The sequence below is a fragment of the Massilia pseudoviolaceinigra genome (genome assembly GCF_030846505.1).
Lineage (GTDB): Bacteria > Pseudomonadota > Gammaproteobacteria > Burkholderiales > Burkholderiaceae_D > Telluria_A > Telluria_A violaceinigra.
This window is the reverse complement of record NZ_JAVCWL010000027.1, coordinates 32,998-56,130: the sequence shown is the minus strand read 5'-3', so window position 1 is coordinate 56,130 and position 23,133 is coordinate 32,998. Positions and strand designations below refer to the sequence as shown.

The 23,133-nt window shown below is 61.6% G+C and carries 19 protein-coding genes; 7 read left to right on the top strand and 12 right to left on the bottom strand.

Going from position 1 to position 23,133, the window contains the following annotated elements; all coding sequences use genetic code 11:
• Positions 1–1,572: 1,572 nt before the first annotated feature.
• On the top strand, positions 1,573–2,310 hold the full coding sequence (locus RBA40_RS23760; protein WP_306650495.1) for a DUF481 domain-containing protein: 738 nt from the start codon (positions 1,573–1,575) through the stop codon (positions 2,308–2,310).
• 12 nt (positions 2,311–2,322) lie between these two features.
• On the opposite strand, the gene RBA40_RS23755 is transcribed toward RBA40_RS23760, so the two are convergent.
• On the bottom strand, positions 2,323–2,724 hold the full coding sequence (locus RBA40_RS23755) for a GFA family protein (RefSeq protein ID WP_306650494.1): 402 nt from the start codon (positions 2,722–2,724) through the stop codon (positions 2,323–2,325).
• Positions 2,725–2,860: 136 nt separating this feature from the next.
• Here RBA40_RS23755 and RBA40_RS23750 point away from each other — a divergent pair, with 136 nt between their 5' ends.
• Positions 2,861–4,048, top strand: coding sequence for an MFS transporter (locus RBA40_RS23750; RefSeq protein WP_306650493.1), 1,188 nt, complete (start codon positions 2,861–2,863; stop codon positions 4,046–4,048).
• Positions 4,049–4,156: 108 nt separating this feature from the next.
• On the top strand, positions 4,157–4,693 hold the full coding sequence (locus RBA40_RS23745) for a Cif family virulence factor (protein WP_306650492.1): 537 nt from the start codon (positions 4,157–4,159) through the stop codon (positions 4,691–4,693).
• On the opposite strand, the gene RBA40_RS23740 is transcribed toward RBA40_RS23745, so the two are convergent.
• From RBA40_RS23740 to RBA40_RS23720, 5 genes are all read right to left on the bottom strand, one after another.
• A complete protein-coding gene (locus RBA40_RS23740; RefSeq protein ID WP_306650490.1) occupies positions 4,659–5,228 on the bottom strand; it encodes a hypothetical protein in 570 nt (189 codons plus the stop codon). The genes RBA40_RS23745 and RBA40_RS23740 overlap by 35 nt on opposite strands.
• Positions 5,215–5,805: an acyl carrier protein phosphodiesterase gene (locus RBA40_RS23735; protein WP_306650489.1), complete on the bottom strand. Its 591-nt coding sequence runs from the start codon at positions 5,803–5,805 to the stop codon at positions 5,215–5,217. The genes RBA40_RS23740 and RBA40_RS23735 overlap by 14 nt, the downstream gene beginning before the upstream one ends.
• 132 nt (positions 5,806–5,937) lie before the next feature.
• Positions 5,938–8,625 carry a sensor domain-containing diguanylate cyclase gene (locus RBA40_RS23730; protein WP_306650487.1) on the bottom strand — a complete coding sequence of 896 codons (2,688 nt, stop codon included), beginning with the start codon at positions 8,623–8,625 and terminating at the stop codon, positions 5,938–5,940.
• A gap of 269 nt (positions 8,626–8,894) precedes the next feature.
• On the bottom strand, positions 8,895–9,707 hold the full coding sequence (locus RBA40_RS23725; RefSeq protein ID WP_306650486.1) for an alpha/beta fold hydrolase: 813 nt from the start codon (positions 9,705–9,707) through the stop codon (positions 8,895–8,897).
• Between the two features lie 196 nt (positions 9,708–9,903).
• Positions 9,904–10,794: a TolB-like translocation protein gene (locus tag RBA40_RS23720; protein ID WP_306650485.1), complete on the bottom strand. Its 891-nt coding sequence runs from the start codon at positions 10,792–10,794 to the stop codon at positions 9,904–9,906.
• Positions 10,795–11,020: 226 nt separating this feature from the next.
• Between RBA40_RS23720 and RBA40_RS23715 the strand changes: the two genes are divergently transcribed.
• Positions 11,021–12,133: a DNA topoisomerase IB gene (locus tag RBA40_RS23715; protein WP_306650484.1), complete on the top strand. Its 1,113-nt coding sequence runs from the start codon at positions 11,021–11,023 to the stop codon at positions 12,131–12,133.
• Between the two features lie 125 nt (positions 12,134–12,258).
• Here the strand turns inward: RBA40_RS23715 and RBA40_RS23710 are convergent, their stop codons facing one another.
• From RBA40_RS23710 to RBA40_RS23685, 6 genes are all read right to left on the bottom strand, one after another.
• Entirely contained in the window at positions 12,259–13,032 is a 774-nt protein-coding gene (locus tag RBA40_RS23710; RefSeq protein WP_306650483.1) for a PEP-CTERM sorting domain-containing protein, read from the bottom strand.
• A 131-nt stretch (positions 13,033–13,163) separates the two neighbouring features.
• Complete coding sequence (locus RBA40_RS23705; RefSeq protein ID WP_306650481.1) at positions 13,164–13,547, bottom strand: ribosomal maturation YjgA family protein; 384 nt, start codon at positions 13,545–13,547, stop codon at positions 13,164–13,166.
• On the bottom strand, positions 13,537–14,310 hold the full coding sequence (locus RBA40_RS23700; RefSeq protein ID WP_306650479.1) for an alpha/beta hydrolase: 774 nt from the start codon (positions 14,308–14,310) through the stop codon (positions 13,537–13,539). The genes RBA40_RS23705 and RBA40_RS23700 overlap by 11 nt, the downstream gene beginning before the upstream one ends.
• Before the next feature lie 445 nt (positions 14,311–14,755).
• The gene (locus RBA40_RS23695; RefSeq protein ID WP_306650477.1) at positions 14,756–17,389 is read right to left on the bottom strand and encodes a tail fiber domain-containing protein; all 2,634 of its coding nucleotides are present in this window, start codon (positions 17,387–17,389) and stop codon (positions 14,756–14,758) included.
• Between the two features lie 327 nt (positions 17,390–17,716).
• Positions 17,717–18,124, bottom strand: a complete 408-nt coding sequence (locus tag RBA40_RS23690; protein WP_306620091.1) for a MerC domain-containing protein — start codon at positions 18,122–18,124, stop codon at positions 17,717–17,719.
• 136 nt (positions 18,125–18,260) lie between these two features.
• Positions 18,261–19,448 (bottom strand): SEL1-like repeat protein, encoded by a 1,188-nt coding sequence (locus RBA40_RS23685; protein ID WP_306650475.1) that lies wholly within the window; start codon positions 19,446–19,448, stop codon positions 18,261–18,263.
• A gap of 567 nt (positions 19,449–20,015) precedes the next feature.
• Here RBA40_RS23685 and fusA point away from each other — a divergent pair.
• The 3 genes from fusA (at position 20,016) to RBA40_RS23670 (ending at position 23,027) form a co-directional block, all read left to right on the top strand.
• The gene (fusA, locus tag RBA40_RS23680; protein WP_306650474.1) at positions 20,016–22,058 is read left to right on the top strand and encodes an elongation factor G; all 2,043 of its coding nucleotides are present in this window, start codon (positions 20,016–20,018) and stop codon (positions 22,056–22,058) included.
• Between the two features lie 94 nt (positions 22,059–22,152).
• Positions 22,153–22,620, top strand: coding sequence for a hypothetical protein (locus RBA40_RS23675; protein ID WP_306650473.1), 468 nt, complete (start codon positions 22,153–22,155; stop codon positions 22,618–22,620).
• A complete protein-coding gene (locus RBA40_RS23670) occupies positions 22,620–23,027 on the top strand; it encodes a hypothetical protein (RefSeq protein ID WP_306650472.1) in 408 nt (135 codons plus the stop codon). Before RBA40_RS23675 ends, RBA40_RS23670 begins: the two co-directional genes overlap by 1 nt.
• Positions 23,028–23,133 lie beyond the last annotated feature (106 nt).

The window sequence follows — 23,133 nt, the reverse complement described above, 5'->3', positions numbered from 1 at the left end:
TTAAGGTGCGAACCATTGCATGACATGATGTCGATATGTCGATTTGCAACATCAAATAGAGTGCTTGATGTCCCACCTTTTGTTAGTTTAACAATATCTGTGAATGTTTGATCACGTATGCCCTCTATAATCCGTTCAGGTGTAACTTGTCTGAAGTCACAGTACTAATCTCCCGCATTAAGAACCACCTCTGCTACTTCCCTTGTTACCTCGAAAGATTTGCAAACCGGGTCTACATGACAGGCACCGGGTAAATTACATTGGGGCATGAAAAGTCGAGCATACCAAGGTAGGTCACAAAAAACTTTAGTTTGTGGAATTACTAATCTGTCAACAAGTCTTTCGCAGATATTAGTTGTCTTTGGTGTCGCAGGGCCTAGACCCAAACAGACTGCATAGGCATTACTATTGGCAAGGATAAAGGCTAGGGCTATTACAAATGATTTGTGGTTCATGAGGACGCTTCTATGTAAATAGACACGAAATCTCTTAATCAGGCTTTTCGAGCTTGTAGTACGCATGAGAATCTCCTAGTGAATATGCGGCACAACCAGGCGGTGCTGCGAACGCCCAACGTAAAGTTGTGGGGCGCCCCGGTTTTCGCGCGCCCCTCTCGAACGCAATGTTGGCCTTAAGATGGCGAACACAGGCTTACTGCATAGACGCATGCATCTTGAGCCACACCCCCCCGTGATGACCAATCCACGCAGGAAAACGCCACACATGTAGTGTTGCACATTCGTAAAAACAAAATATGTTTTAAATCACAAATCATTGAAATAGGGTGCGGAGCATGATGCATCAGTGATATGGGATGGACTGAGGAATCCGATGACGCGATCGAGGCGGTCAATGATTTGATGCTTTATCAGGGCATACTCGATAAGATTAAAAGCCGCACTGATGTGTAGGCCGTGCTGTCCCGGTATCGAACCAAAGCAGAATCAATACCAAATCAATGGGGTCAGGCTTTTAGCATTCAAGGGGCCAGATTACTTTTCATCTAAAAAGTAATCTGGCCCCTTTCTTAATAAATGAGGAAAGGCTCGGGAACGGACTCGATTTCGCATCATCAATCCAATCCGGCCCCGTTGATCCACATTGGTCCAATCTTAAGCTTACCTGGGGGTAGTCACGGATTTCGGAAAAAATAGCACGCTAAGACGTTGCGCAAACGAACCTTTGCGCACGAACAACACTTTTATCGACTCACCGGGGGTAAATCGTTGCACAAAGCTGTTGCGATTGCGTTGCCAACTGCAACAGCTTTGTGCAATGACCGGATGGACATTTCCACCGTTTAGCCTGTAACACGAACCTTAGCGTGCTATTTTTCCCGAATTCTGTGTTCTGCCCTTTATGACGTGAACTGGAGTGACACCAACGGCGCAGCCTTGTGGACGAGGATGGGCGAACGTCTGTACGGCAAGCTTATTGCCAAAGTATTGCCAACGCCGCGCCGGCCGTTCGGGATGAAACGAGGAGAAGGCGGATGAGATCGGCACCCGTACGGGCAGCAAAGCCCGAGCTCGGTTACAATGCAGGCAATCTTTCACCCGCATCAACACGCTCATGAAACTCCTACCGCTTCTCGCGCTGGCCGTGGCCTGCGCGCCGGCCTGCGCCGACGACCGCCCCGACGCCAGCTGGCACACTTCCGCCGAACTGGGCGCCATCAGTACCTCGGGCAACACCGCCGGGACCTCGGTCTCGGGCAAAATCGATGTGCGCCAGGAACTCGATGACTGGAGCAACCAGTACATCGCCGCCGGACACTTCAAGGAAGACGAAGTGAGCGACGGCGAAGGCAACAGTACCTCCAGGCGCTCGGCCGAACGCTATTCCCTCTCGGCCAAGGCGGCCTACAAACTGGTCAAGGACCACGAAAAGCTGTTCGTGCTGGCGGCCCACGTGGGCGACAAGTTTGGCGCTTACAGCAGGTACAACACCATGGCGGTCGGGCGCAGCACGCGCTGGTACGACTCGCCGGCGGCCAGCGTCGATATCGAAATCGGTCCGGGCTATTTCAGCGGCGAACGCGCCACGGGCGAACCCGAAAGCGGCTTTACCGTGCGCGGCGCCGCCGCCTTGCGCTGGCAGGTCAGCCAGAACGCGCTGTTCTCGCAGATCGTCAGCGTCGAGCGCGGCACCTCGAACACGCACTCGATTGCCGAGGCGGCCCTGAGCACCAAGATCAATGGCACCATGCAGATGAAGGCGGCATTTATCGCCCGAAACGACACGAATGTCCCGGCCGACAAGAAAAATACCGATACCCAGACCTCGCTCACGCTCGTCTATTCGTTCTGAGCGCCGTCCGCATCAGCCTTCGCTACGGGTGCGCAGGTACTGCGGCGTGCCGTCCTCGCCAGTGTCCCATGGCAGGCGGTAGAAGGTAAAGGTATGGTCGAGCGGGGCCAGCGTTTCCGGGTTGTCGAGGCTGCAGGTGGTGACGTCGATCTGGTCCGGACTGCCGTCGTGGGCGTAGGTCAGCTGGGTGCCGCAGGCGCCGCAAAAGGTGCGCGTGACATCCATGCTTGAATGGAACTGCGCCGGGGTGCCGGCCGTGACGCGGTACTCCCCGCGCGCCACGCTGAACCAGGCCACGCTGGGCGCGCCGCATGCGCGCCGGCACGTCGGGCAGTGGCAAATAGTTTGATGAAATACCTGCTCCGACGTTTCGTAGCGCACCGCTCCGCAACAACACCCGCCCAGTAAGCTCATCGCCTTCTCCATGTATGCCACGTTTGCCCCAGTGTAGCGCTGCGCGCAGGCGCATGGCGCCAGCTACTTGGGCGCCGCCGGCAGGCAGGCCCGATTGCGCGGATAATTGCGCTGTTGAAATAAATCCGCCACACCGATGACGCCGACCTCCCCCATTCCCGCCAGCGCCGTGCCGCTGCTGTCGCTGGCCGCCTTCGGCAGCGGCATGTCGATGCGCGCGGCCGATCCGCTGCTGCCCCTGCTCTCGGCCGAATTTGGCGTGCCGCTGGGCGAGGCCTCGCTGGTCATTACCGTCTTCTCGATCGCCTACGGCCTGTCGCAGCTGGGCTTCGGCCCGCTAGGCGACCGCTACGGCAAATATCTGGTGATCGCGCTGGCGGCGCTGGCCAGTTCCGCCACCGCCCTGCTGTGCGCGGCCGCCACCAGCCTGCCCGCACTGCTCGCCGTGCGCTTGCTGGCCGGGGCCACGGCGGCGGCCATCATTCCCCTGTCGATGGCCTGGATCGGCGACGTGATCGCCTACGAACAGCGGCAACCGGTGCTGGCGCGCTTTCTGATCGGGCAAATTCTCGGCGTCTCGGCCGGCGTGCTGGTGGGCGGAATGGCCGCCGACGCGCATCAGTGGCGCCTGCCGTTCTTCCTGGTCGCGGCGATTTTCCTGCTGGTCGGGCTGGGATTGCTGGCGCTTAACCGGCGCCTGCCGCCGCATGCCAAGTGCATGCGTCCTGTCGCCGGCGGGGCCGTGCGCCACATGCTCGCCGAGTTCGCCCACATCGCCGCCCTGCCCTGGGCCCGGCTGGTGCTGCTCACGGCGTTTCTCGAAGGCGGCCTGCTGTACGGCCCCTTCGCCTTCATCGCCAGCCACCTGCACTTACGGCACGGTATGTCGCTGGCGCTGGCCGGCGCGGTGATCATGCTGTTCGGTTTCGGCGGCTTCGCCTTCGCCGTGGGATCGAAAGCCATGCTGCGGCGCCTGGGCGAAGGGGGGCTGGCGCGCTGGGGCGGCATCGTGCTTGCGCTGTCGCTGGCCGCGATTGGCCTGGCGCCGCTGTGGTGGCTGGCCATGCCCGCCAGTTTTTGCGCGGGACTGGGCTTTTACATGCTGCACAACACCTTGCAAACCAATGCGACCCAGATGGCCCCGGAGCGGCGCGGTGCGGCGGTATCGGCGTTCGCATCCTGCTTTTTCATGGGCCAGGCCATGGGCGTGGGCGTGGCCGGCCTGCTCATCGCGCACGTCGGGGCGCCCGCGCTGCTGGTGGGCGGCGCGCTTGGCTTGCTGGCCGTGGCGCTCCATTTTTCGCATCGCGTGCGGCTGAAATAGGCTGCCGGATATGCATATCAAAAAGCCAATCTTGCCGTCGATTGCCGTGTTACATTGCCGTTCCGGCATCCGCCTGGGTAGCCGTGGCCATTCAACGTAAAGGATTACATGAAACACTGGTTCATCGCAGCACTGGTTTTCTCGTCCGCGTCGGCATTCGCCGCAACCGCCAGCAGCACCACGCCCAAGGCCGATGTCGTGGCCCTCGAAAAAGTGGTCGAGACGTTTCGCACCGCCGTGATCAAGAAGGATAAACCGGCCTTCATGAGTTTGCTGTACTCGCCCTCGATTCCGTGGATCGGCGTGGTCACCGATAACAGCGTCAAGATGGCCAACGAGCGGCGCAAGGCCCAGTCCAAACCGGATATCAAAAAGATTTCCGGGACCGGCAGCGCGACCGCATTTATCGACAACATCGTCGAGAGTCCGCATCCGGTGGAAGAAACGTTCGACAATGTGCGCATCGACTCGAATGGCGATGTGGCCCAGATCTATTTCGACTACAGCTATGTAGCCGACGGCTACAAATCGAACTGGGGCCAGGAGAGCTGGCAGCTGGTGCGCACCACCGACGGCTGGAAAATCAATTCGGTGATCTGGTCGATGGAATTCAACCCGGTTCTGCCGCCACCGCGGCCGAAATAAGCCCTTGCGGCGCCGCAGCCGCAGCCGTGGCCCGCCCGCATAGCTGCGCGTAGCGCTCCTCCGACACGCCGAGCCGGCGCAGCCAGTTAGCAAAGTACAGCTGCAAGATATCGCTGCGCGCATGCGTGCCGAGGTGACGGCGCTCGAAATCCTTGCGGTTCTGGACTTTATCGGCGATCAGCATCTGGTTCACCTCGTCCACGCAGCTCAGTTCGATCGCATCGTCGGCGCGCTCGCAATGGTGCGATAAATAGGCATTGGCCACGCGCCGGTATTCCATCGCCAGCGCCACCACCGCTGCATCGGGCTGGTGCGCGCTGAACACCGATTCCGGCGCGAGCGCGGCCAGCAGCGCGCCATCGTCCTGGACCAGCGGATGGATGCAGAACGCTTCCATGGCGCGCAGCGGCGCGCCGATCGCGTCGAGCAGCGCAATGCCTTCATCGATATGCGCAATCAGGAGCACGCCCGAGCGCTCGGCCCGGGTGTCGCCATAAAACCGGCAAATCGCCGCATAGTGTTTATTGTCTTTCATTGCGCTGGCTTTCTACAAAAGTGATCAATTCGGGGAAAAACACGTCGAAGCCGTCGGCGATGGCCTCGGCATGCCGTTTCAGGTCGTGCAGCGCATCGCGCATCACGTCGCCGTTTTTGGACAGGCGCGTCGAAATGCGCCGGATTGCGATGTCGATGCCGGCATAGCTTTGGTACGAACCTAGCCAGTCCTGCTCGATCATGTAAGGCGCGATCCTGGCCAGGTTGGGCGGCAGCACGCCGGCATGGGTATCCAGTGCGCCGTAAAAACGCGCGATGAAGTCGGGCAGCGGCACGTCGGAGTAGCGCGCCCAGCGCAGGGTGAGCACGTGGTCGTAAAAGACATCGAGCAGGATGCCGGAATAGCGCCGCCCCGGACCATCGAACAAGCCCTTGGCGGCGAGCACGACCGGGTGGCTGTCGGTAAAGGTGTCGACCTTGCGGTGGAGCAGGATTTCGGCTTCGGTGTCGGGGCTGAACTGCGCGCCCGAGTTCGGCTTGACAAAGTCGCCCAGCAAGGCGCCCAGCATCGCCTCGTCGCTGTAACGGGCCAGATAAATATGAGCGAGATAGTTCATGCACAGCCTGCAAATGGAATACCAGAGCGCAGAATGCCAGATTTCGTGTTTTCCTGCGGGAAAGGCGAAGAAACGCGGGGGCGTGACATGGGAAAAATTTTTCCATTCTGTGGTGCATCGAGACGATAACGCCTACTTTATCGACGTCATGGCATACCGGTTGCGGCCGGAATCCTTGGCCCGGTACAGCGCATCGTCGGCGTGCTTGAGCAGCGTGTCGACCCCGGCCCGGCCGTTTTCCGCCGTCGCCACGCCGATGCTGGTGCTGACGATGCGCGCCACGCCGTCGATGTCGAACGGCTTTTCCATGACCTTGATGATCTTGCGCGCCACCACGGCACATTCGGACACGTTCTGCAAGCCTTCGAGCAGGATGACGAATTCGTCGCCGGCCAGGCGCCCGACGGTGTCGCTCTGGCGCACGCAGGCCGACAGGCGCCGGCCGAACTCGACCAGCACCGTGTCGCCGCCGCTGTGGCCGAAGCTGTCGTTGATCGATTTGAACTTGTCCAGATCCAGGTACATCACCGCCATCACGTTGCCGCTGCGGGCGCTGCGGGTCTGGGCGCGCCCGATGCGCTCGGTCAGCTGGGTGCGGTTCGGCAAACCGGTCAGCGCGTCGAAGCGCGCCAGTGCGCTCAGTTGTTCTTCCAGCAGCTTGGAATCGGTCACGTCGTTGACCAGGCCGGTCACGCCGACCGCGTTGCCGGCGGCGTCGACCTGGGGAATGTAGGTCGCCTGGTAGTGGCGCCGCTCGCCGCCCTGCATGCGCGCGAAATCGAACTTGACGGTGTTGCCGGTCATGGCCTCGTCGAAGGCGCGCTGATGCACTTCGGCCTCTTCGGGCGAGAACAGGCTGCTTACCACGCTGCCGTGGATGCGCGCCAGCGGCCGCCCGAACCAGCTTTCGTGATGCCGGTTGACGAAGCCGAAGCGGCCGTCGCGGTCCATGAAATTGACCAGCGCGGGCAGGTTGTCGGTCACCGTATGCAGCAGGCGCTGCTGCGCGGCCAGGGCCAGTTCGGCCGCCTTGCGCTCGGTGATGTCCATCACCATCGTGTAGAACCCGGCCACCTTGCCGTCGGCGCCGATATCGGGAATGTATTCGGTCTGCAGGTAGCGTTCGCCCTTGAGCTCGGCGGCGGGACGCTCGAACGACACGCGCCTGCCGGCCAGCGCGGCCGCCATCTGGGCCGCCACCGCCGCAAACACCTTGGGCCCGAAGACGTCGCTGACCGTCCGGCCGACGATCTGTTCCGGGGCAATGTCGGTGATGGTGGCGTAGGCGCGGTTGCAAAAGGTGTAGCGGTATTCGGTATCGACGTAGCCGATCAGCGCCGGCATGTTGTCGGCAATCGTGCGGATGCGCTTTTCGCTCATCGCCAGCACTTGCTGGGTGGCCTTCAGTTCGGTAATGTCGTCGACCAGCACGAAGTAGCCGCGCACCACGCCGTCGCCATCGATATCGGGGTTGTAGGCAACCCGGTCCCACTGGAGCACGCCGCGGCGCATGACCTGGCGCTCGAATTGCACCGCGCGCCCGCTCAGCGCCGCGTCCAGGTAAGCCTTGCTGGCCTTGTAGACTGCCTCGCCGATCACCTCGCGCACGCTCTTGCCGGGAATCTGGCGCGCCGAGATGCCGAAAAAGGCGCTGTAGCGCTCGTTGCCGAAGACGAAGCGCTCGTTCCGGTCGACATAGCCGACCAGCGCGGGAACGTTGTCGGCCACCATGCGCAGGTGGCGCTCGCTGTCGGCGACAGCGCGCTCGGCCTGGTCGCGCTCGGCCATCAGGGTGTCGAAAGCGCGCCAGAGCTCGCCGATTTCATCGTCCGCATATGGCGCCTCCTGCGTCACCGCGCCGCGCCCGGCCGCCATGCGCGCGCCAAGGCGCTTGAGCGGGCGCAGCTGGCGGCCGATCATGAACCAGGCAACCGGGCCGATCACCAGCATCAGCAAGGCCGCGATGATGGCTGCGTTCCAGCGCATCTTGTCGGCGAACGCAAACGCTTCCGCGGACGGGTACACGCCGCACAGCAGCCAGCCGGTGGCGGCCAGGCGCTTGTACGACACCAGCGCGTCGGCCCCGTTGTCGGCGCTCGAACGCAGCGTGCCTTCGAAGCCGCCCAGGGCCAGGTCGACCGAGGGCGCGCGCTTGCCGCCGTCGTCGATGCTGCGCAGGATGCGCCGTTCGTCCGGATGGGAGACGAACACGCCCTCGCGGCTCAGGATATAGAAGTAGCCGGTCTTGCCAACCTGCCCGATCGACAGTTCCTTGATGAAGCTGTCCTTGGCCAGGTCGATCGTGCCGACCAGGATATGGCTGATCTGGCCCCCCTTGTCGTGGATGGGCGCGGTCATGATCACCACCGGCCGGCCGCTGAGCTGGCTTCGCAGCGGGCGCGAGATGACCGGACCATCGGTGCGGATGGTGTCAAGGAAATAGTCGCGTGTCGAAAAATTCAGCTGTCCGCGCGTATCCGGATAGTCCATGTTGGCGACGTGCTCGCCCTGGGCGTCCAGCACCGACATATTGGTAAAAAACCCATCCATGCTGTGATACTGCTCCAGCTTGTCCTGGAAAGCGGCGGATGGGTGCGGGCGCACTTCCAGGTCGTGCGCCAGTCGCATCAGGGCTTGCTGGCGGATCAGGAATTTGTTGTCCAGGTCGCGCGCCACCTGGCTGATCAGCGACGCTTCGCGCTCGCCCACCACCGTCTCTATGCCGCGCTGCACGATTACCACCGCGGCGACGGTCAGCACCGTGGCGGTCAGGACGATCAGCATGCCAACGGCCAGCGAAAAGCGGGCTTTGAGTGACATGGGGCCAGGAATCCAGCGGCGTCGGGTCAACATGAGGTGTTTGGCGATTGTCGGGGCAATGATAAAAACGACGAATCGGCGGGGCTGGGCCGGGGGAGTTCGGCTGGCCGCCTTGCGTACGGGCGCCAACCGGTGCACGGCCGGCGCAGGGAGTGGCGCCAGCGTACTGATGCTCCTGAGTGTACATTATTTCCCTTGGAAAATATCAGCCCGGGACGTAACAACAACAGTTTGGGCGGCGATAATTGCGCTACGCCAAAACTTGCCGCTCAGCGCCTGGCGGCCGTCGCCTGGACGAAAGCGCGCAGGCGCGTGGGAAGGGCCAGCAGGTCCTGATGGTTTTGCGCAATGAACAAGCTTGAGCGGGGAAGCAGCCGATGCAGCTCGTGCGCCGAGGCCAGCGGGTGGGTCGGGTCCTCGGCCCATCCGACAATCAGGGCCGGGGTGCCCGCCAGCGCTTCTAGGGCCGCGCGCGGCGGCAGGTCGGACCAAGCCGCGCTGTCAAACAGCGCGAGCATGGCCGGCGCGTCCAGGTCGCGCATGCCGCGCCGGGCGGCCGCGACCAGGTGCGGCGCGGCATTGAGCAGCCAGGATGGCAGCGCGCCGCCCGCGTCGCTGGCGATGAGTCTGGCAAAGCGCGCCGCGCCCATCGAACGGGCGAGCGCGATGGCGCGCCGGTACAGGGCGGCCTGGGCGCCGCGCGCCTCCCACAGGGTGGGCGGCAGGGCCAGGACCAGGCCGTCGACGCGTGCGGGCGCGTGCAACGCGGCGTGCAGCGCGCTGGCGCAACCCATCGACCAGCCGCCGGCGATGAAGGTGTTCTCGCCAAGGGCGTCGGCGAGGCCGAGCATGTCTTGCCCGAGCTGTTGCCAGGTCGCCGGCGCACTTGCCGCACTGCCGCCATGGCCGCCATGGCCGCGCGCGTCGTAGCGCACCAGGCGCAAGGAATCGGGAAAGTGCCGCCACTGGAGAATGTCGAGCGCGTCTTCCGCCTCCATGGACGACATCATCCCGTGCGCCCAGAGGAACGGCGTACCGCTGCCCGCCAGACGGACGTTCAGGTCGATGTCACGAATGCGCATGCAAAAATTTCTTGAAGATTCCCGCCCAGACTCGAGGCCGACAAAAATCTTGCCGACACTGCCTTGGCTGTCTTGTCGATCAACCTCATTACGCTCTCTCTGACGGCTCGGACTCATCCGTGTTGATCATTTTTCCAGGAACTCGCCTGCCGCCGGACGAACCACACCAACGGCTGACGTTTGCTCAGGAACGTGGCTACTTTCCGTGCGCGTCCTTCGTTTTGTGCACCATGGGATCAAACGGATGCGAATAAATGTTCTCGATGAACCCACCCTCGCGCTTCACCTGGCGCGAGAAGTACAACCGTTTAGCGTGCATCCACGGAGTAAACTCCGATGCGTTTGAATTGATCGGCGGGGCGATCCGTGTCGGCGTACCCCAGCCACCCTTCTCGCGCAGGCTGATCAAAAGATCCGGAGTATCCTGCGCCCGATCGATGGTCGAGAAATAAATCAAATAACTCTCATCGGGTGCGACGTACGGATTCGATTCGCGCTCCGCTGCCGTGTTGATCGGCGTTCCCACGTTCTCGGGCGTCTGATATGCCCCCCGCACCAGGCGTGACACCCACAGATCCGAATTACCGCCCACGGCCTTGTGAAAGTAAATGCTGCCATTGCTGGCCATCGATGCCGACGATTCCGATTCATCGGTATTGATCACATTACCCAGGTGAACTGGCGCGGCCCAGCCACTGTCGGTGCGCGCAACAGACCAGATATCGAAACCTTTGCGGTCAGGCTTGCCATGAACCGGTCGAGTGGACTGAAAGATGACCTGCCTGCCGTCAGGACTGAAGGCCGGGTCAATATCTTTCCACTCAGGGTTGCCGGAGAACGGCACAACGGTCTGCTGCTGCCACTTCCCGTGCTTTTTAAAAGCCTCCATGATGACCAGTTTGTCGCGTTTGCCACCAGAGTTGACCCACAGAGCGTGCGCACCGTCCGGCGACAACGTCAGCCCGAACACGCCCCCGTCGGAAATGGAACCAGGCTCGAACATGGTTGCTTCTTCCTGTGCTATTGCGGGTAGGCCCGCAGCCGCAAAGGCGAGCAAAATGGCGTTGGCGAGGGCGTTTAGCTTCATGGCTGGTACTGGTTATTGTTCAAGTCAGGAAAAATATCACAGTTAGAATGTGAATTGGCAGAAAACGAATGCATACCCATGGTGCGCAATCACATCAGCCCCCCGCCCGTGCGGCTCGGCATCGATTCGGCCACTGCCAACCGAACCGCTTGTCAGGCCAGCCGCGTGTAGTATTTGGCATGCCACCAATAGCACCGCGCACGCCCCCACTACGACCGAGTCAACCATGAAAAGAGACGAACCCGGCGCCGCAAGCGCGGCCCCATCCGGCGATGTGCTTGCCGCCGCCAAATCCGCCGGACTGCGTTACGTCAGCGACAGCACGCCCGGCATCACGCGCAGGGCGCAGGGCAAGAATTTCATCTACCTTGACGCCGGCGGCGAGACCGTCACCGACGAAGCCACCCTGGCACGCATCCGCGCGCTCGCCATTCCCCCGGCCTGGGCCGACGTGTGGATCTGCAAGCTGGCCAACGGCCACCTGCAGGCCACCGGGCGCGACGCCAAACAGCGCAAGCAGTACCGCTACCACGCCAAATGGCGCAACCTGCGCGACGAAGTCAAATACGAGCGCATGATCAGCTTCGGCAAGGCCCTGCCCGCCATCCGCCGCACGGTCGACGCCGACCTCAAGCGCCCCGGCCTGCCGCGCGAAAAGGTGCTGGCCACCATCGTGTATCTGCTGGAAGCGACCATGATGCGGATCGGTAACGAGGAATATGCGCGCCAAAACAAGTCCTTCGGCCTGACCACCCTGCGCGACCGCCATGTGCGCATCGACGGCAAGGCGGTCGAGTTCCGCTTCCGCGGCAAGAGCGGCGTGTTCCACAACGTGAAGGTCGAAGACCGGCGCCTGGCGCGCATCATCAGCCGCATCCGCGACTTGCCGGGGCAGGAACTGTTCCATTACGAAGATGACGACGGCAACGCGCACACGGTCGACTCGTCCGACGTGAACGACTACCTTCGCGAAATTACCGGCCAAGAGTATACCGCCAAGGATTTCCGTACCTGGTCGGGCACGGTGCTGGCGGCGTTGGCGTTGCAGGAGTTCGAGAAGGTCGACTCCGAAGCGCAAGCCAAGAAAAACATCGTGCGCGCGATCGAATCGGTGGCCGAAAAGCTGGGCAATACACCCTCAATCTGCCGCAAGTGCTATGTGCACCCGGCCATTCTGGACGCTTACCTCGACGGCACCGTGCTCGAAGCCATGCGCGAGAGCACGCGGCGCGAGCTGGTGGAGGATTTGCACGAGTTGCAGCCGGAAGAAGCGGCCGTGGTGGCGTTTTTGCAGCAGCGCTTGCAGGAGCCGCCGGTCAAGCGCAAGGCCGCTGCTTAAGAACGGCTTTCCGCCCGGGCGTAATTGGCGCATTGTGACGGGGATGAGCGCCGCTTTCACAATGGCCGGCCCGCTGATGCTCCGCCGGCGCAGCAAATGCCCGCCAGCGGCGCACCGGCGCTGGTTCAGTCCTTGCGGCCCTGACGCTGGCGCCGGCGCATGGACGTTCCAAGCACCAGCGTGCCTGCTCCCAGCATGAGGTAAGCCGATGGTTCCGGCACCGGCGAGGTCGAGTGGAGCGCCAGTGACGTGATATTGGCGCTCACCAGATAACCGCTATTGATGTGCGAGCTGCCCGGCAGGTTGATGTAATCCGCGAACCTGTAATTCAGTGTTGCCGAACTGAAGCCGGCGAAATTCAATGCCGCGGGCAGCAGCGGCAGGCCGTCCGCATTGTGGCCTCCCAGCATCTTGCCATCCGCTTGCTCGAACGAAAACGACGCTGTTTCCGACGTCTCCAGCTTGCCATTCGCGGGATCGGTACCATTCATGAAACTGGCAGAAAACTGATCCGATCCGGTGCCCGGTACGTGGTCGAAGACGCCGAACGAGGTGCCGGGCTTCGGACCCGACGAGTAGGCGTATCCGGTCTGATCGACGGAAAAACGTGTCCCGTTATTCGCCACACCATTATTGTCTTCGTAGAAGGCATAGGAATAGTTGCCCATCGCGCTACCACCAGGCAGCCGCGTGTTCAGGTCGATGCTCAGCGTGCCCCTCAGGGTATAGCCCGCACTCATCAGCGCGCCGTTCATCATATAAGCAGGACCCGACTCAGGCGTGCCGTACTCCTTCTTGATACTGGCCACCGTTGCGGTGAAGTCCAAGACGACCACTTGAGCCTGCGCGAATGAGGTCAGCGTGAGTCCGACGATCAGTCCGGCGATATGCGATTTCATGCATTTCCCGTATATTTGTTTAAGATTGTCAGTTGTACCACTCTTGCAGGCTGCCGTGGGATGCCCCCACCATCTTCTCCGCCGCCGGCAATGATCTTCTGATAGCGAAAAAGAGGTGCGGCGTAACGGCACTAGCGCAGCATCGCGCGCGCCCGGTCCAGCAAGCCTCCGACGCCCACGCCCACCGTGTAGGCGACCAGGTCGCGCCAGTCGAAGCCGCTGCCGAGGACCAGATGCCCAAGCTTCGTGGCGCGCATCTGCCTGATCCACGGCGCCTGGTACAACTGCAAAAACTCGACCGCGAAAGCGGTGCCCAGCGCAAGCGCGACCAGCGTGCCGGTTTTTGCCCGCGGCAGGCAAAACGCCCACAACAGGAACACCAGCAAGGCCCACAGCGCATCGCCCGGATAGTTTCCGAAGTAATGCGACAACACCGAGGGATACTTGCGCGTCGCCATGCCGCACGCGACCACGATCACGCCTCCGGCGGCAATCCAGCGTCTGTCACGCGCCATTGGGGCCGCCTTGTTTTTGCAAGAATTTTTCGATTTCAGCGAGGATGCGCGCCTTGAGTTCCTCGCCGCCGCCGTCGAACATATCGTTGTGGCGCGCGTTGGCGAACTTGACGATGACCGTGCCCGACGCGGCATGCTCGCGCGCCGTGGGCAGCACGCCCGCATCGGCCTCGGTATCGCTGGCGCGGATCGACAGCACCGGCGGCGTGGCTCCGCGCGGCAGCGCCGCGCGGCGGTGATCGAGCGTGATGATGGCCGACGCGAAGCCCGGCGTTTCGGTCTCGATCCAGGCCGACGAATCGCCCCCGCTCGAATGACCGACCAGAAGCGGCTTGTCCCACACGTAGCTCGCGGAAGACGGGCGCAATGCCGCCTGGACGAAGCGGATGTTGTTGGCGTTACGTTCCCACAGCGCGCGCCGGTGCGGGGCCAGGTCGCCCGCGCGCGGCATCGCCGGATCGGTCGGGAGCTGGTGATCGACGCTGACCACCAGGTAGCCCCGCGCCGCCAGCGGCCTGGCGATGAAGCCGTACTCGCGGATGCCGATGCCGGTACCTGCGCTCAGGATCGCGATGGGACACGGCCGCGCCGGCGCGCAGCCGCGCGACTCGGGCGGAAAGTACAGTTCCACCGGCACCGCGCGCTGGCGCGCGCGGTCGAACAGCTCGAGGGAGGACTGGCGCACCTGCGTGTCGGCCGCCATGGCGGCGCACGACAGCACGGCGGAAAAAGCGCCAGCGGCGCTCAATTTCAAAGCAAACATCGGGGCGATCCTGACCGGAAAATCAAAGCCGCTCATGATACAAGAAAGCACGGTGCCTGGATGAGCGCTTTGCCAATATTGCCGGCGCCAGCGTGTATCATCGGCAGCTTCTCTTTTCTCATCATTCCACATCCCTGACTACATCTGGTCGTGCCTGGGCTGCGGGACGGCAAATGCCTCCGTCGCCACCGTGTGCGCGCAGTGCACCTGCCCGGCGGCCGCCTCGACCCGCCAGATAACGGCCTGCCACGATGCATGGCGTGCGCAAGGAGGCAGCGTGATTGCGGGCGCCGGCAAATGACCGGAAGACGGCGATAACGATGTTCCCAAAGCGCTGTGGCATGTCATATCCCGGATACTGCGTTTCATTTTCTGATTTCGGCATCCGAGCGCTTGGACGCCTGTTCCCGAATGTTTAGCTGGCCCGCACTTCCTTTTGCAAGCTTCATGGGTGAAGTTTTGCGTACGCCTCGAATTTATCGTTCAGCTCTTGCAACGCTCTCACCAGCAGAGGAACCAGCTTGACCTCTGCAAGACCTTTCAGACCGTCATCGTTGGTAGCGACGATCCCATCCCGATACTCCACGTGGCGCAGGGATTTTTCAATGTCCTGAGCGATGAATCCGGCTTGCGTACCCTTCGGGAAATTGTGAACCTTGTGAGCGCGGAATGAATAGGTGACCGGCCTGAGGTTCATGACCTCGGCCAGGGCGTTTTTCAGGGGCTTGACGTTGCGCATGACGCGCCGGTCCGACGTAGCGATCACGGCCGACGTCGTATATATCTGGCTATTCACCTCAAGCCCGTATCTGAATCCGTTGCTGCTTCGGTAGCCAATCAACAAGGAACCATTGCTGTCAAACGTTGCCGCATCCTCCCCGTTTCCGCTCCTGAATACAATATTCTTGCCCGCGATTGCCAGATCCTTGTAGGCAGCAGCCACACGGTCATAGGCAATCAGGTAACTCGAGGAGGAATTGGGATCATAGGCAAGTTCAGTACCGGTACCGCCGGCAGGGACAGTTCTGCCGGTAACCCGGATGGTACTGGGCGTGCTTACCGGCGCCGTCGCAGTAGCGATTGCACCGACAATGTCAGCCCCATTCAGGGTAACAGCACCGGTTCGGTTATTAAAAGACCTTACGCCTGGCACGCCGCCTTCGCCGCCTTCCAGGTGAGCATCGCTATAAGTTCCGGTGCCGAAGGTTTCAACCATGGGCGCCGGGTTGGCGTCTTCCAGCCCGACGTTTGCCGCGAACACCTTTACGTCGTTACCGACCGAGATAGCAGGAACTCCCGCATTGGCCAAACCAAAGTTACGAATGACTACGTTACTCAAATTGACCACGCCAGGAACGTCAAAACGCAATGCTTCCAGGGCAGACCCAGCAAAGTCTCCGTTGACAAGATTCAGACTGATGGGAACGTACCCGCCACCGAGTAGCCCGGCGCTATGGAAGCATCGGCTGTCGTTGTTGAACGATTCTGTCGGATCACTTCGGCACAGCACGTAAAAGTTGGAGATGGATAACCGTAAAGCATCTGTGGAATAAATTCCGGTATTGCAGAGGTCAATGCCCAGATTACTAATCTGGAGACGCTGTGTAATGCCTCCTTCAAATCCGCCAGTGGGCGTGGTATCGGTATAAAATTTGATACCGGTACGGGCATAGAAGATGAAAATGTTACTCCACACTGGATTATCCGCGCGCCCGCACAGGATGCCTACTGAATTCTCGCCAAGGTGACGAAAAACAGCCGGATGGCCCGAGAAAAACGGGAAATTTGCATGCAGATTGTGGATGCGGACAACGTCATAATTGGCGGTAATGTCGATGAAGTTTCCAAAGCATTCTCCGAATAATCCATCGATCAGCCCGCGGGCCGCCCCGAACATCCTGACCCCGTGCTTGAAATTCCGAATCATCAAGTTATGCAAGAGGATGCTGTTTCCGCCCTGTTCCGCATATGCGTCCCGAAAGCACCAGATTGCCACAGGCGTTTCGTTGGACACCCACCCGGCCGCAGGAAAGGGTTGGAGGCACTCGAACTCCATATCCTCGACAATACAGCTATTTCCCACCACATAAAACACTGCCGACGTCTCAGGACTGGCATTGACGTAATCCGCGTAAATGATGGTGCCGTACACTTTGCTTGCTGCCCAATTACGCGCGTTGTAACCGCTGATGTCCCGTATATCCTTCCAGCCGTCTCCGTACAGCGCGCAGGTATCGGGAATGTCGAGCCGCCTGGTAATGCGGTATCGCCCGCCCGGAATGTACCCCCGGTAGCCGCCAGCTCCAAGGAAGTTAATAAAGCGCTGCAGGGCGATCGTGTCGTCGGCACCGGCAAAGGAGATCGTGCTGTTGCCACGCGCGCCGAACTGCCGTGCCGTAAAGGGTGCATTCCTGACCAATTTCCAGCGGCCGCCATCGGTCGCCACAATAACCGCACCACCATCATCGGGCGTATCGATGTCCGTGGTGTCCAGGTAATAGGTAGCGGCACCGCCGTCACTGGCTGTGTAATAGCCGCTGGTGCGCATCACGGTGACGCCGGTGGAATCAACCGACCGCAGGGCTGCCACATTCAATACAGTATCGGCGGAAATATCATCCGCCGCCGATGGTTTACCGTCCAAGCCCGCCATCCCGTTATTTCCGGTGATGATTACTTCTCCTGTGCGGGTATTGAAAGTGAACAGACCAGATGCTGTATCGCCTGGCCTTGCTCCCATCATCATACGAGCATTCACTTCCTCTATGGCATCCTGCACATTTATCGCAGTGAGGCCGGCGGGAGGAATGAAGCCAATACCCTTTGCTGTCCCATTAGGCAATGAAGTGCCAGGCACGCTCCCGCCATCGATAACGCAATTCTTAATCATACCGGGGGCATTTTCCATTGCGTCTTGCATTCCATGCTCCACCGGAGCGGCGTTATTGCTGACCGTGGCGAGATTATTCCCGCCGGTCGTGTCGTTTGGTTCAGTTTTCACGGTTGCCTCACGATTGATGGTTCCGCTCCATGGGTAAAAGGCCCTGCGCACAGCAGGCATCGCCTCCGCAACGTCCATGCGCAGGCAGTTCGGAGTTCCCGGGTATGTTTAATGGGAACTTTTATGGAAAGCACGGGAGAGTCAGGTAATCGTAAGGGATGGGCGACTCATCCGGCTGAGCTGGGACAATTGCTCGCGATAGCTTGGGCGTATCGGCATCGACGCTGGCTCAGGCATACGCGACAGGCATTGTATGCGATTCATGTTCGCCGACACGCGCAGCCGCGTTCGGCCCGCTTCGTACATGGCAAGGGAATGGGGGGGAAGGAAACGTTGCCGGACTGGCGGCGCAGGGCCGGGAATGGCTGCGCGGCCGGAGACTTCCCGCCGCGCGCAACTGAACGGTCAGCAGCAGCCGGGCTGTTTGGCCAGCGTGCAGCCGGAGCAGAACGAACGGTTTTTCAGGTGGGCGGCGAAGATGAACAGACCGCCGATGCTGGTCAATATGGCTTCGGCACCGTGGCCATAACGTGGGCCTGCGACCAGCACCGCCGCGCAGCAGCAGGCAAAACCGCAAGCGCCCAGGGCCAGCACCAGCGCGCGCCGGTGCTGGCGAAAGCCGGCTACCAGGGCAATCAGCGCCGGCAGCGCGACCAGGACCAGCAGCCAGGCATGCAGGCCATCGTCATGCGGAAACCAGTTCATGAGGGGAAAAGCGGCCATCAGCAGCGGCGGCCCAAGGCAGTGCAGCAGACACAATGCGGCCGCCGTCATGCCGGCGTAGTCCGCCACTCCAATTACTTGTTTTATCATCGACCTGACCAGACTCGCGCTGCTTGGTGCAACTGTGTTGCAAAACACGATCATAGCCGAAGGCGGGCGCAAATGCAACCGGATTGCATATGCGCGCTGCCCTTCCCGCGCCGCTGCCAGCGCTCATCCATGCCGTTCAGGACCGGCCGCTGGTCCTGCGGTTGACCACCCACTCGCCGAGCGGCGCATCGCTGTCGCAAGGCGTACTGGCATTGTTCGCCGCTTCCTGCAGACGGTTGGCCTGGCCCGCATTCTTCGCCACGCCGTCGCCATGGCGCAGCGCCTGCGCGTAACGGCAGCGTGCGACCGGATGGCCGGCATCGGCGGCGGTCTTGTACAGTTCCACTGCCGCCGTTTTGTTGGCGCGCACGCCCCACCCCTTGAACGTCATGTCGGCCAGGTTGACGGTACCCTGCATGTCGCCGCCGTCGTGGGCTTGCTTGAACAGGGCCACGGCCTTTTTCTGGTCTTTCGGCAGGCCCTCGCCAAAGCGGTAGGCGCCGCCGAGATTATTCGATGCCATCGGATGCCCCTGCTTGGCGGCGCGCTGGTACAAGGCGACAGCCTTGCGCTTGTCGGCCTTGACGCCAAAGCCCTGGCCATACATCACGCCGAGGTTGTACTGGGCATCGGTATCGTTGCCGGCGGCGGCAAGTTCGAGCCATTGGCGCGCCTTGGCGTAGTCGCGCTCCTTGTCGCTGCCCTGCAGATACATCTTGCCCAGCTCGGACTGCGCCGGCACCAAGGCCGTCGGGCCGCTGCCCGCTTCGGTGAACAGCGCGATCGCGCCGGCACGGTCTTGCGGCACGCCCAGGCCCGATGCCAGCGCCACCGCGGCGTTGTACGCGCAGCGGTTTTCGCCGAGCGCGGCGCATTTGCGCCAGTAAGCCACGGCCTTGGGCACGTCCTTGGGCACGCCATCGCCCTTGTTGTAGCGCTGGCCGAGCTGGAACTGGGCTTCCGGATAATTGGCGTCGGCCGCCTTCTGCAGCCACGCCAGGGCCTTGGTCACGTTCGCTGCGCCGGTGTCGCCATCGCTCTCCATCACGCTGATATTGAATTGCGACTCGCCGAAGCCTTGCTCGGCGATCCCCAGCCATTCGGAATATGCGAGCGCCTTGTTCCCTGCCTGGTAAGCCTTGAACGCGCGTTCGCGCCGCAGCTCGCCTTCCGGCGTCAGTTTGCCGTCGGCGACCAGGCTGCCCGGGGCCGCGCCAGCGCCGGCCGATGCCGCATCTGCCGTTCCGTTTTCCTGCGTGGCGCACGCCGAGAGCAGTAGCGCGGCGATCAGGCCGCACGCATAGCGGCTGGAGAGGTGTTTCATATTCGAATTCCTGCTGTGTTTTGCGATGTTGTCGGGCACTCGCGCGGCATGTGCGCGCCAGCGTAAATATTGATTGTGCAACAGAGCAGTATTTTCCCATCAGAGCACGCTGAAATGTTGGTTATATTCAATGTTTGGATAAAAATACCGGTCCCGACGTGGCAGGGACGGCCTGGAACGCGCTTCTGCGTGACGAATCAACAACAGAATAAGCCCTTGACATTTCGCGAACGGGGCAATAAGCTTGCGGCCATGAACTCAATGGACATCCTCTTTTTTACCTTCGCCCTCCCGGCACGTTGCTCGCAACGTCCCGGGCCGCGACAGTGCGCCCCTTGATTCGCTCTTGACGAGCACCCATCAAAAAAGGCCCACTCCGGGCCTTTTTTGTTTTCGCAGTTTCGCTTTCCACACCCACACACAGTAGTTGCTTAGGAGCATATATATCATGAAGTCAGCCGACGAAGAACGCGCGCGGGATCACTGAACAAGGGTGGTCGCATGGCTCCCGCGGCGCTTGTCCCCAAAGACAATCCACGACCGCTCGCTATGTTAGAAAGCACCATCATGACTGCTACAGTCCTTCGCGCCAACTCGCGCAACTTCGGTATCATTGCCCACATCGACGCTGGCAAAACCACCCTGTCCGAACGCATTCTCCTGAAAACCGGCGAGATCCACCGCACCGGCGAAGTCCATGAGGGCACCGCCACCATGGACAGCATGGATCTGGAAAAGGAACGCGGCATCACCATTGGCGCGGCGGCCACCCGCTGCGCCTGGAACGGCCACGCCTTCACGCTGATCGATACGCCCGGCCACATCGACTTCGCCATTGAAGTCGAACGTTCGCTGCGCGTGCTCGACGGCGCCGTCACGGTACTGTGCGGCGTCGCCGGCATCCAGCCCCAGACCGAAACGGTCTGGCGCCAGGCGCAGAAACACGGCGTGCCGACCATTGTGTTCATCAACAAGATGGACCGCACCGGTGCCGACTTCGGCCGCGTGGTGGGTCAGATCGCCTCGCGCCTCGGCGCCCTGGCCGTGCCCTTGAGCATTCCGGTCGGCGCCGGCGATGCCTTCGAGGGCACCATCGACGTGCTCGGCAAGCGCTTCCTGGCCTGGGATGCGGCTGGCGTGATGACTTCAAGCGCCCTGCCCCCGCATCTGCGCGCGGCGGCCGAGGCCGCCTATGCGCACGCCGCCGCGGTGGCGGCCGATGCCAGCGATGCGCTCACGCTCGCCTTCCTGGCGCACGACACGCTGTCGCCGGCGGACGTGCGTGCCGGGCTGCGCGCCATGACGCTGGCACGCCGCGCAGTGCCGGTGCTTTCCGGCTCGGCATACCGCAATGCCGGCATCGAGCCGCTGCTCGACGCCATCATCGACTGGCTGCCTTCGCCCGACGAACGCGCCGCCCCCGTGGCGCACCTGGACGGTGTACCGGCGACGGTGGGCACCGGCGACGCCGACCCGCTGGCGGCGCTGGTGTTCAAGGTGGTGCACGACGAGCACGGTTCGCTGTCGTATGTGCGGCTGTACGGCGGCACCCTGCGCGAAGGCGATGTGCTGTGGAATGCGTCGCTCGAAACGACGGTGCGCGTGGGTCGACTGTATGTGATCCATGCGGACCGCCGTACCGGCGTCGGCCAGGCGCAGGCCGGCAGTATTATTGCCATCGCCGGCCTGAAGGATGCGTTGACCGGGCATACCTTGTCGACCAAGGCCGTGCCGCTGGTGCTGGAATCCATTCACGCAGGTGAACCGGTGGTGGCGCTGGCGATCGAACCGGGCAAGGGTGGCGATCGCGGCAAGATGCTCGCCGCGCTCGACCGCTTCCGGCGCGAAGACCCGTCTTTGCGCCTCGAAAGCGATCCGCTCAGCGGCGAGACGGTGCTGTGGGGCATGGGCGAACTGCATCTGGACGTGGTGCTGGAACGTGTGCGCCGCGAAACGGGCGTGGAAGTCACGGTGGGTGCGCCTCAGGTTGCCTATCGCGAAACCATCGCCGGGCCCGCTGTGGAACTGGAAGGCAAAGTGTCGAAGCAAAACGGCGGCAGCGGGCAGTATGCACGCGTCGTCTTGCGGGTGGAACAGTTCGATGGCGTGTTTGCCTTCGAGAATGCGATCAAGGGCGGAGTTGTACCTGCGAACTTCATTCCGGCCATCGAAAAAGGCGTGCGGCAGGCGCTTGCGCAAGGTCCTCTCGGCTACCCGGTCACGGGCGTCAGGGTGACCCTGCTCGATGGCGACTACCATGCCGTCGACAGCAACGACATGGCGTTCACGGTGGCGGCCAAGGAAGGCACCTTGGCCGGGCTCAAACGTGCACATCCGCTGATGCTGGAACCGGTCATGACGGTAAGCGTCGATGCACCGGCGGTGAATGCGGGCGATGTCATCGGCGACCTGCAGCGCCGCGGCGGCAAGGTGCTCGGCATCGAAGAGCAGACCGGCCGCGTTGAGGTGGTTGCCGATGTACCGCTGGCGAATCTGTTCGGTCACACGACCAGTTTGCGTTCGCTCTCGCAAGGGCGCGCGTTTGCCAGCGCGGTGTATGCAAGACACGCGCCGCGCATGCAGCAACGTGCCGAGGCAGTCGCTGCGTAATTATGTTGTAAAGTAAGTTCCGGGCCGGGAAGCGATTTCCGGCCCTTTTTTCCGCGCTACGCGCTGCAATCGTATTCATAAGAAAGACAACGTCATGGAATGGCGCACGCATCCCGCCCTGGCGGGCAAGCTTCACCCGAATCATCCGGACGACATTCAGGTCATCATCCACGACGGCGGCCGGCGCATCACCAGTCTGCATCCCGAACTCGCATGGGTAACCATCAGCGGCGTCGAGGGCGACATTTTTACCGGACGGGTGATCGTCTCTCCGACGCAGCTCGTGACTGTACGCATCAATCAATCGATCCGCTTCATTGCCACCGGCACCGGCCACCCGCTGATGGTCAGCGAGAAGTACATCATGGAACGCGCCTCCTGGCATATCCACGGATGCAGCAAGTGCGGGTTCGCGGAGCTGTTCGACGCGCCGTCCGATTTGATCAAGGCGATTTTCCCGGCCATGCCGGCCGACGCCATGCTCGATACTTTCACCTCGTTTTGCCCTTTATGCGACGGAGTTCAGGCAATCGAGTCGCGCCAGGCACCGGAACGGCATTGATGGAAATCTACCTGGTTCCAACAGGGTCTCGTGGCGTCCCGCTGCACACGCGCTGCACGGGTACCGGCAGGTTCGTGCGCCAGATGGGGCCTCCCGGGCGTTTCGGCGTGATCGATCTGGTACTGGAACCAGTACCGGAGTATGGATGCACATTAAGCTGGGAAGTGTCGGAGGAACAGATTCCTGTCCTGTTCCTCGACGCGGTTATCAGCAGCATCAAGCACGTGCTGGCAGAAGACGCGTTTGACGGCGACTATCTCAGCGGCTGCCGCATCCGCGTCGTGGACGGGGCGTACAACAGCACCGATTCCAACATCAGCTGTTATCAGATGGCCACTGTGATGGCCATGCGCGACGCGTTGCGCGCGGCAGGACTGTATGCGCCGGTCGACTCAACGGCGCCATAGAACAAAACATTTTTCGCCAGTGCATTGAGTAAAGTTGGCAAAGCTGCTAGTGTGGTCGTCTGAGCATTGATTTTCATCAATGCTGCTGGGCGCCGCGTCCATGCAA

Coding starts and splice junctions, on each gene's coding strand:
- RBA40_RS23760 (WP_306650495.1), top strand. CDS start 1,573: ATGAAACTCCTACCGCTTCTCGCGCTGGCCGTGGCCTGCGCGCCGGCC.
- RBA40_RS23755 (WP_306650494.1), bottom strand. CDS start 2,724: ATGAGCTTACTGGGCGGGTGTTGTTGCGGAGCGGTGCGCTACGAAACG.
- RBA40_RS23750 (WP_306650493.1), top strand. CDS start 2,861: ATGACGCCGACCTCCCCCATTCCCGCCAGCGCCGTGCCGCTGCTGTCG.
- RBA40_RS23745 (WP_306650492.1), top strand. CDS start 4,157: ATGAAACACTGGTTCATCGCAGCACTGGTTTTCTCGTCCGCGTCGGCA.
- RBA40_RS23740 (WP_306650490.1), bottom strand. CDS start 5,228: ATGAAAGACAATAAACACTATGCGGCGATTTGCCGGTTTTATGGCGAC.
- RBA40_RS23735 (WP_306650489.1), bottom strand. CDS start 5,805: ATGAACTATCTCGCTCATATTTATCTGGCCCGTTACAGCGACGAGGCG.
- RBA40_RS23730 (WP_306650487.1), bottom strand. CDS start 8,625: ATGTCACTCAAAGCCCGCTTTTCGCTGGCCGTTGGCATGCTGATCGTC.
- RBA40_RS23725 (WP_306650486.1), bottom strand. CDS start 9,707: ATGCGCATTCGTGACATCGACCTGAACGTCCGTCTGGCGGGCAGCGGT.
- RBA40_RS23720 (WP_306650485.1), bottom strand. CDS start 10,794: ATGAAGCTAAACGCCCTCGCCAACGCCATTTTGCTCGCCTTTGCGGCT.
- RBA40_RS23715 (WP_306650484.1), top strand. CDS start 11,021: ATGAAAAGAGACGAACCCGGCGCCGCAAGCGCGGCCCCATCCGGCGAT.
- RBA40_RS23710 (WP_306650483.1), bottom strand. CDS start 13,032: ATGAAATCGCATATCGCCGGACTGATCGTCGGACTCACGCTGACCTCA.
- RBA40_RS23705 (WP_306650481.1), bottom strand. CDS start 13,547: ATGGCGCGTGACAGACGCTGGATTGCCGCCGGAGGCGTGATCGTGGTC.
- RBA40_RS23700 (WP_306650479.1), bottom strand. CDS start 14,310: ATGTTTGCTTTGAAATTGAGCGCCGCTGGCGCTTTTTCCGCCGTGCTG.
- RBA40_RS23695 (WP_306650477.1), bottom strand. CDS start 17,389: ATGGACGTTGCGGAGGCGATGCCTGCTGTGCGCAGGGCCTTTTACCCA.
- RBA40_RS23690 (WP_306620091.1), bottom strand. CDS start 18,124: ATGATAAAACAAGTAATTGGAGTGGCGGACTACGCCGGCATGACGGCG.
- RBA40_RS23685 (WP_306650475.1), bottom strand. CDS start 19,448: ATGAAACACCTCTCCAGCCGCTATGCGTGCGGCCTGATCGCCGCGCTA.
- fusA (WP_306650474.1), top strand. CDS start 20,016: ATGACTGCTACAGTCCTTCGCGCCAACTCGCGCAACTTCGGTATCATT.
- RBA40_RS23675 (WP_306650473.1), top strand. CDS start 22,153: ATGGAATGGCGCACGCATCCCGCCCTGGCGGGCAAGCTTCACCCGAAT.
- RBA40_RS23670 (WP_306650472.1), top strand. CDS start 22,620: ATGGAAATCTACCTGGTTCCAACAGGGTCTCGTGGCGTCCCGCTGCAC.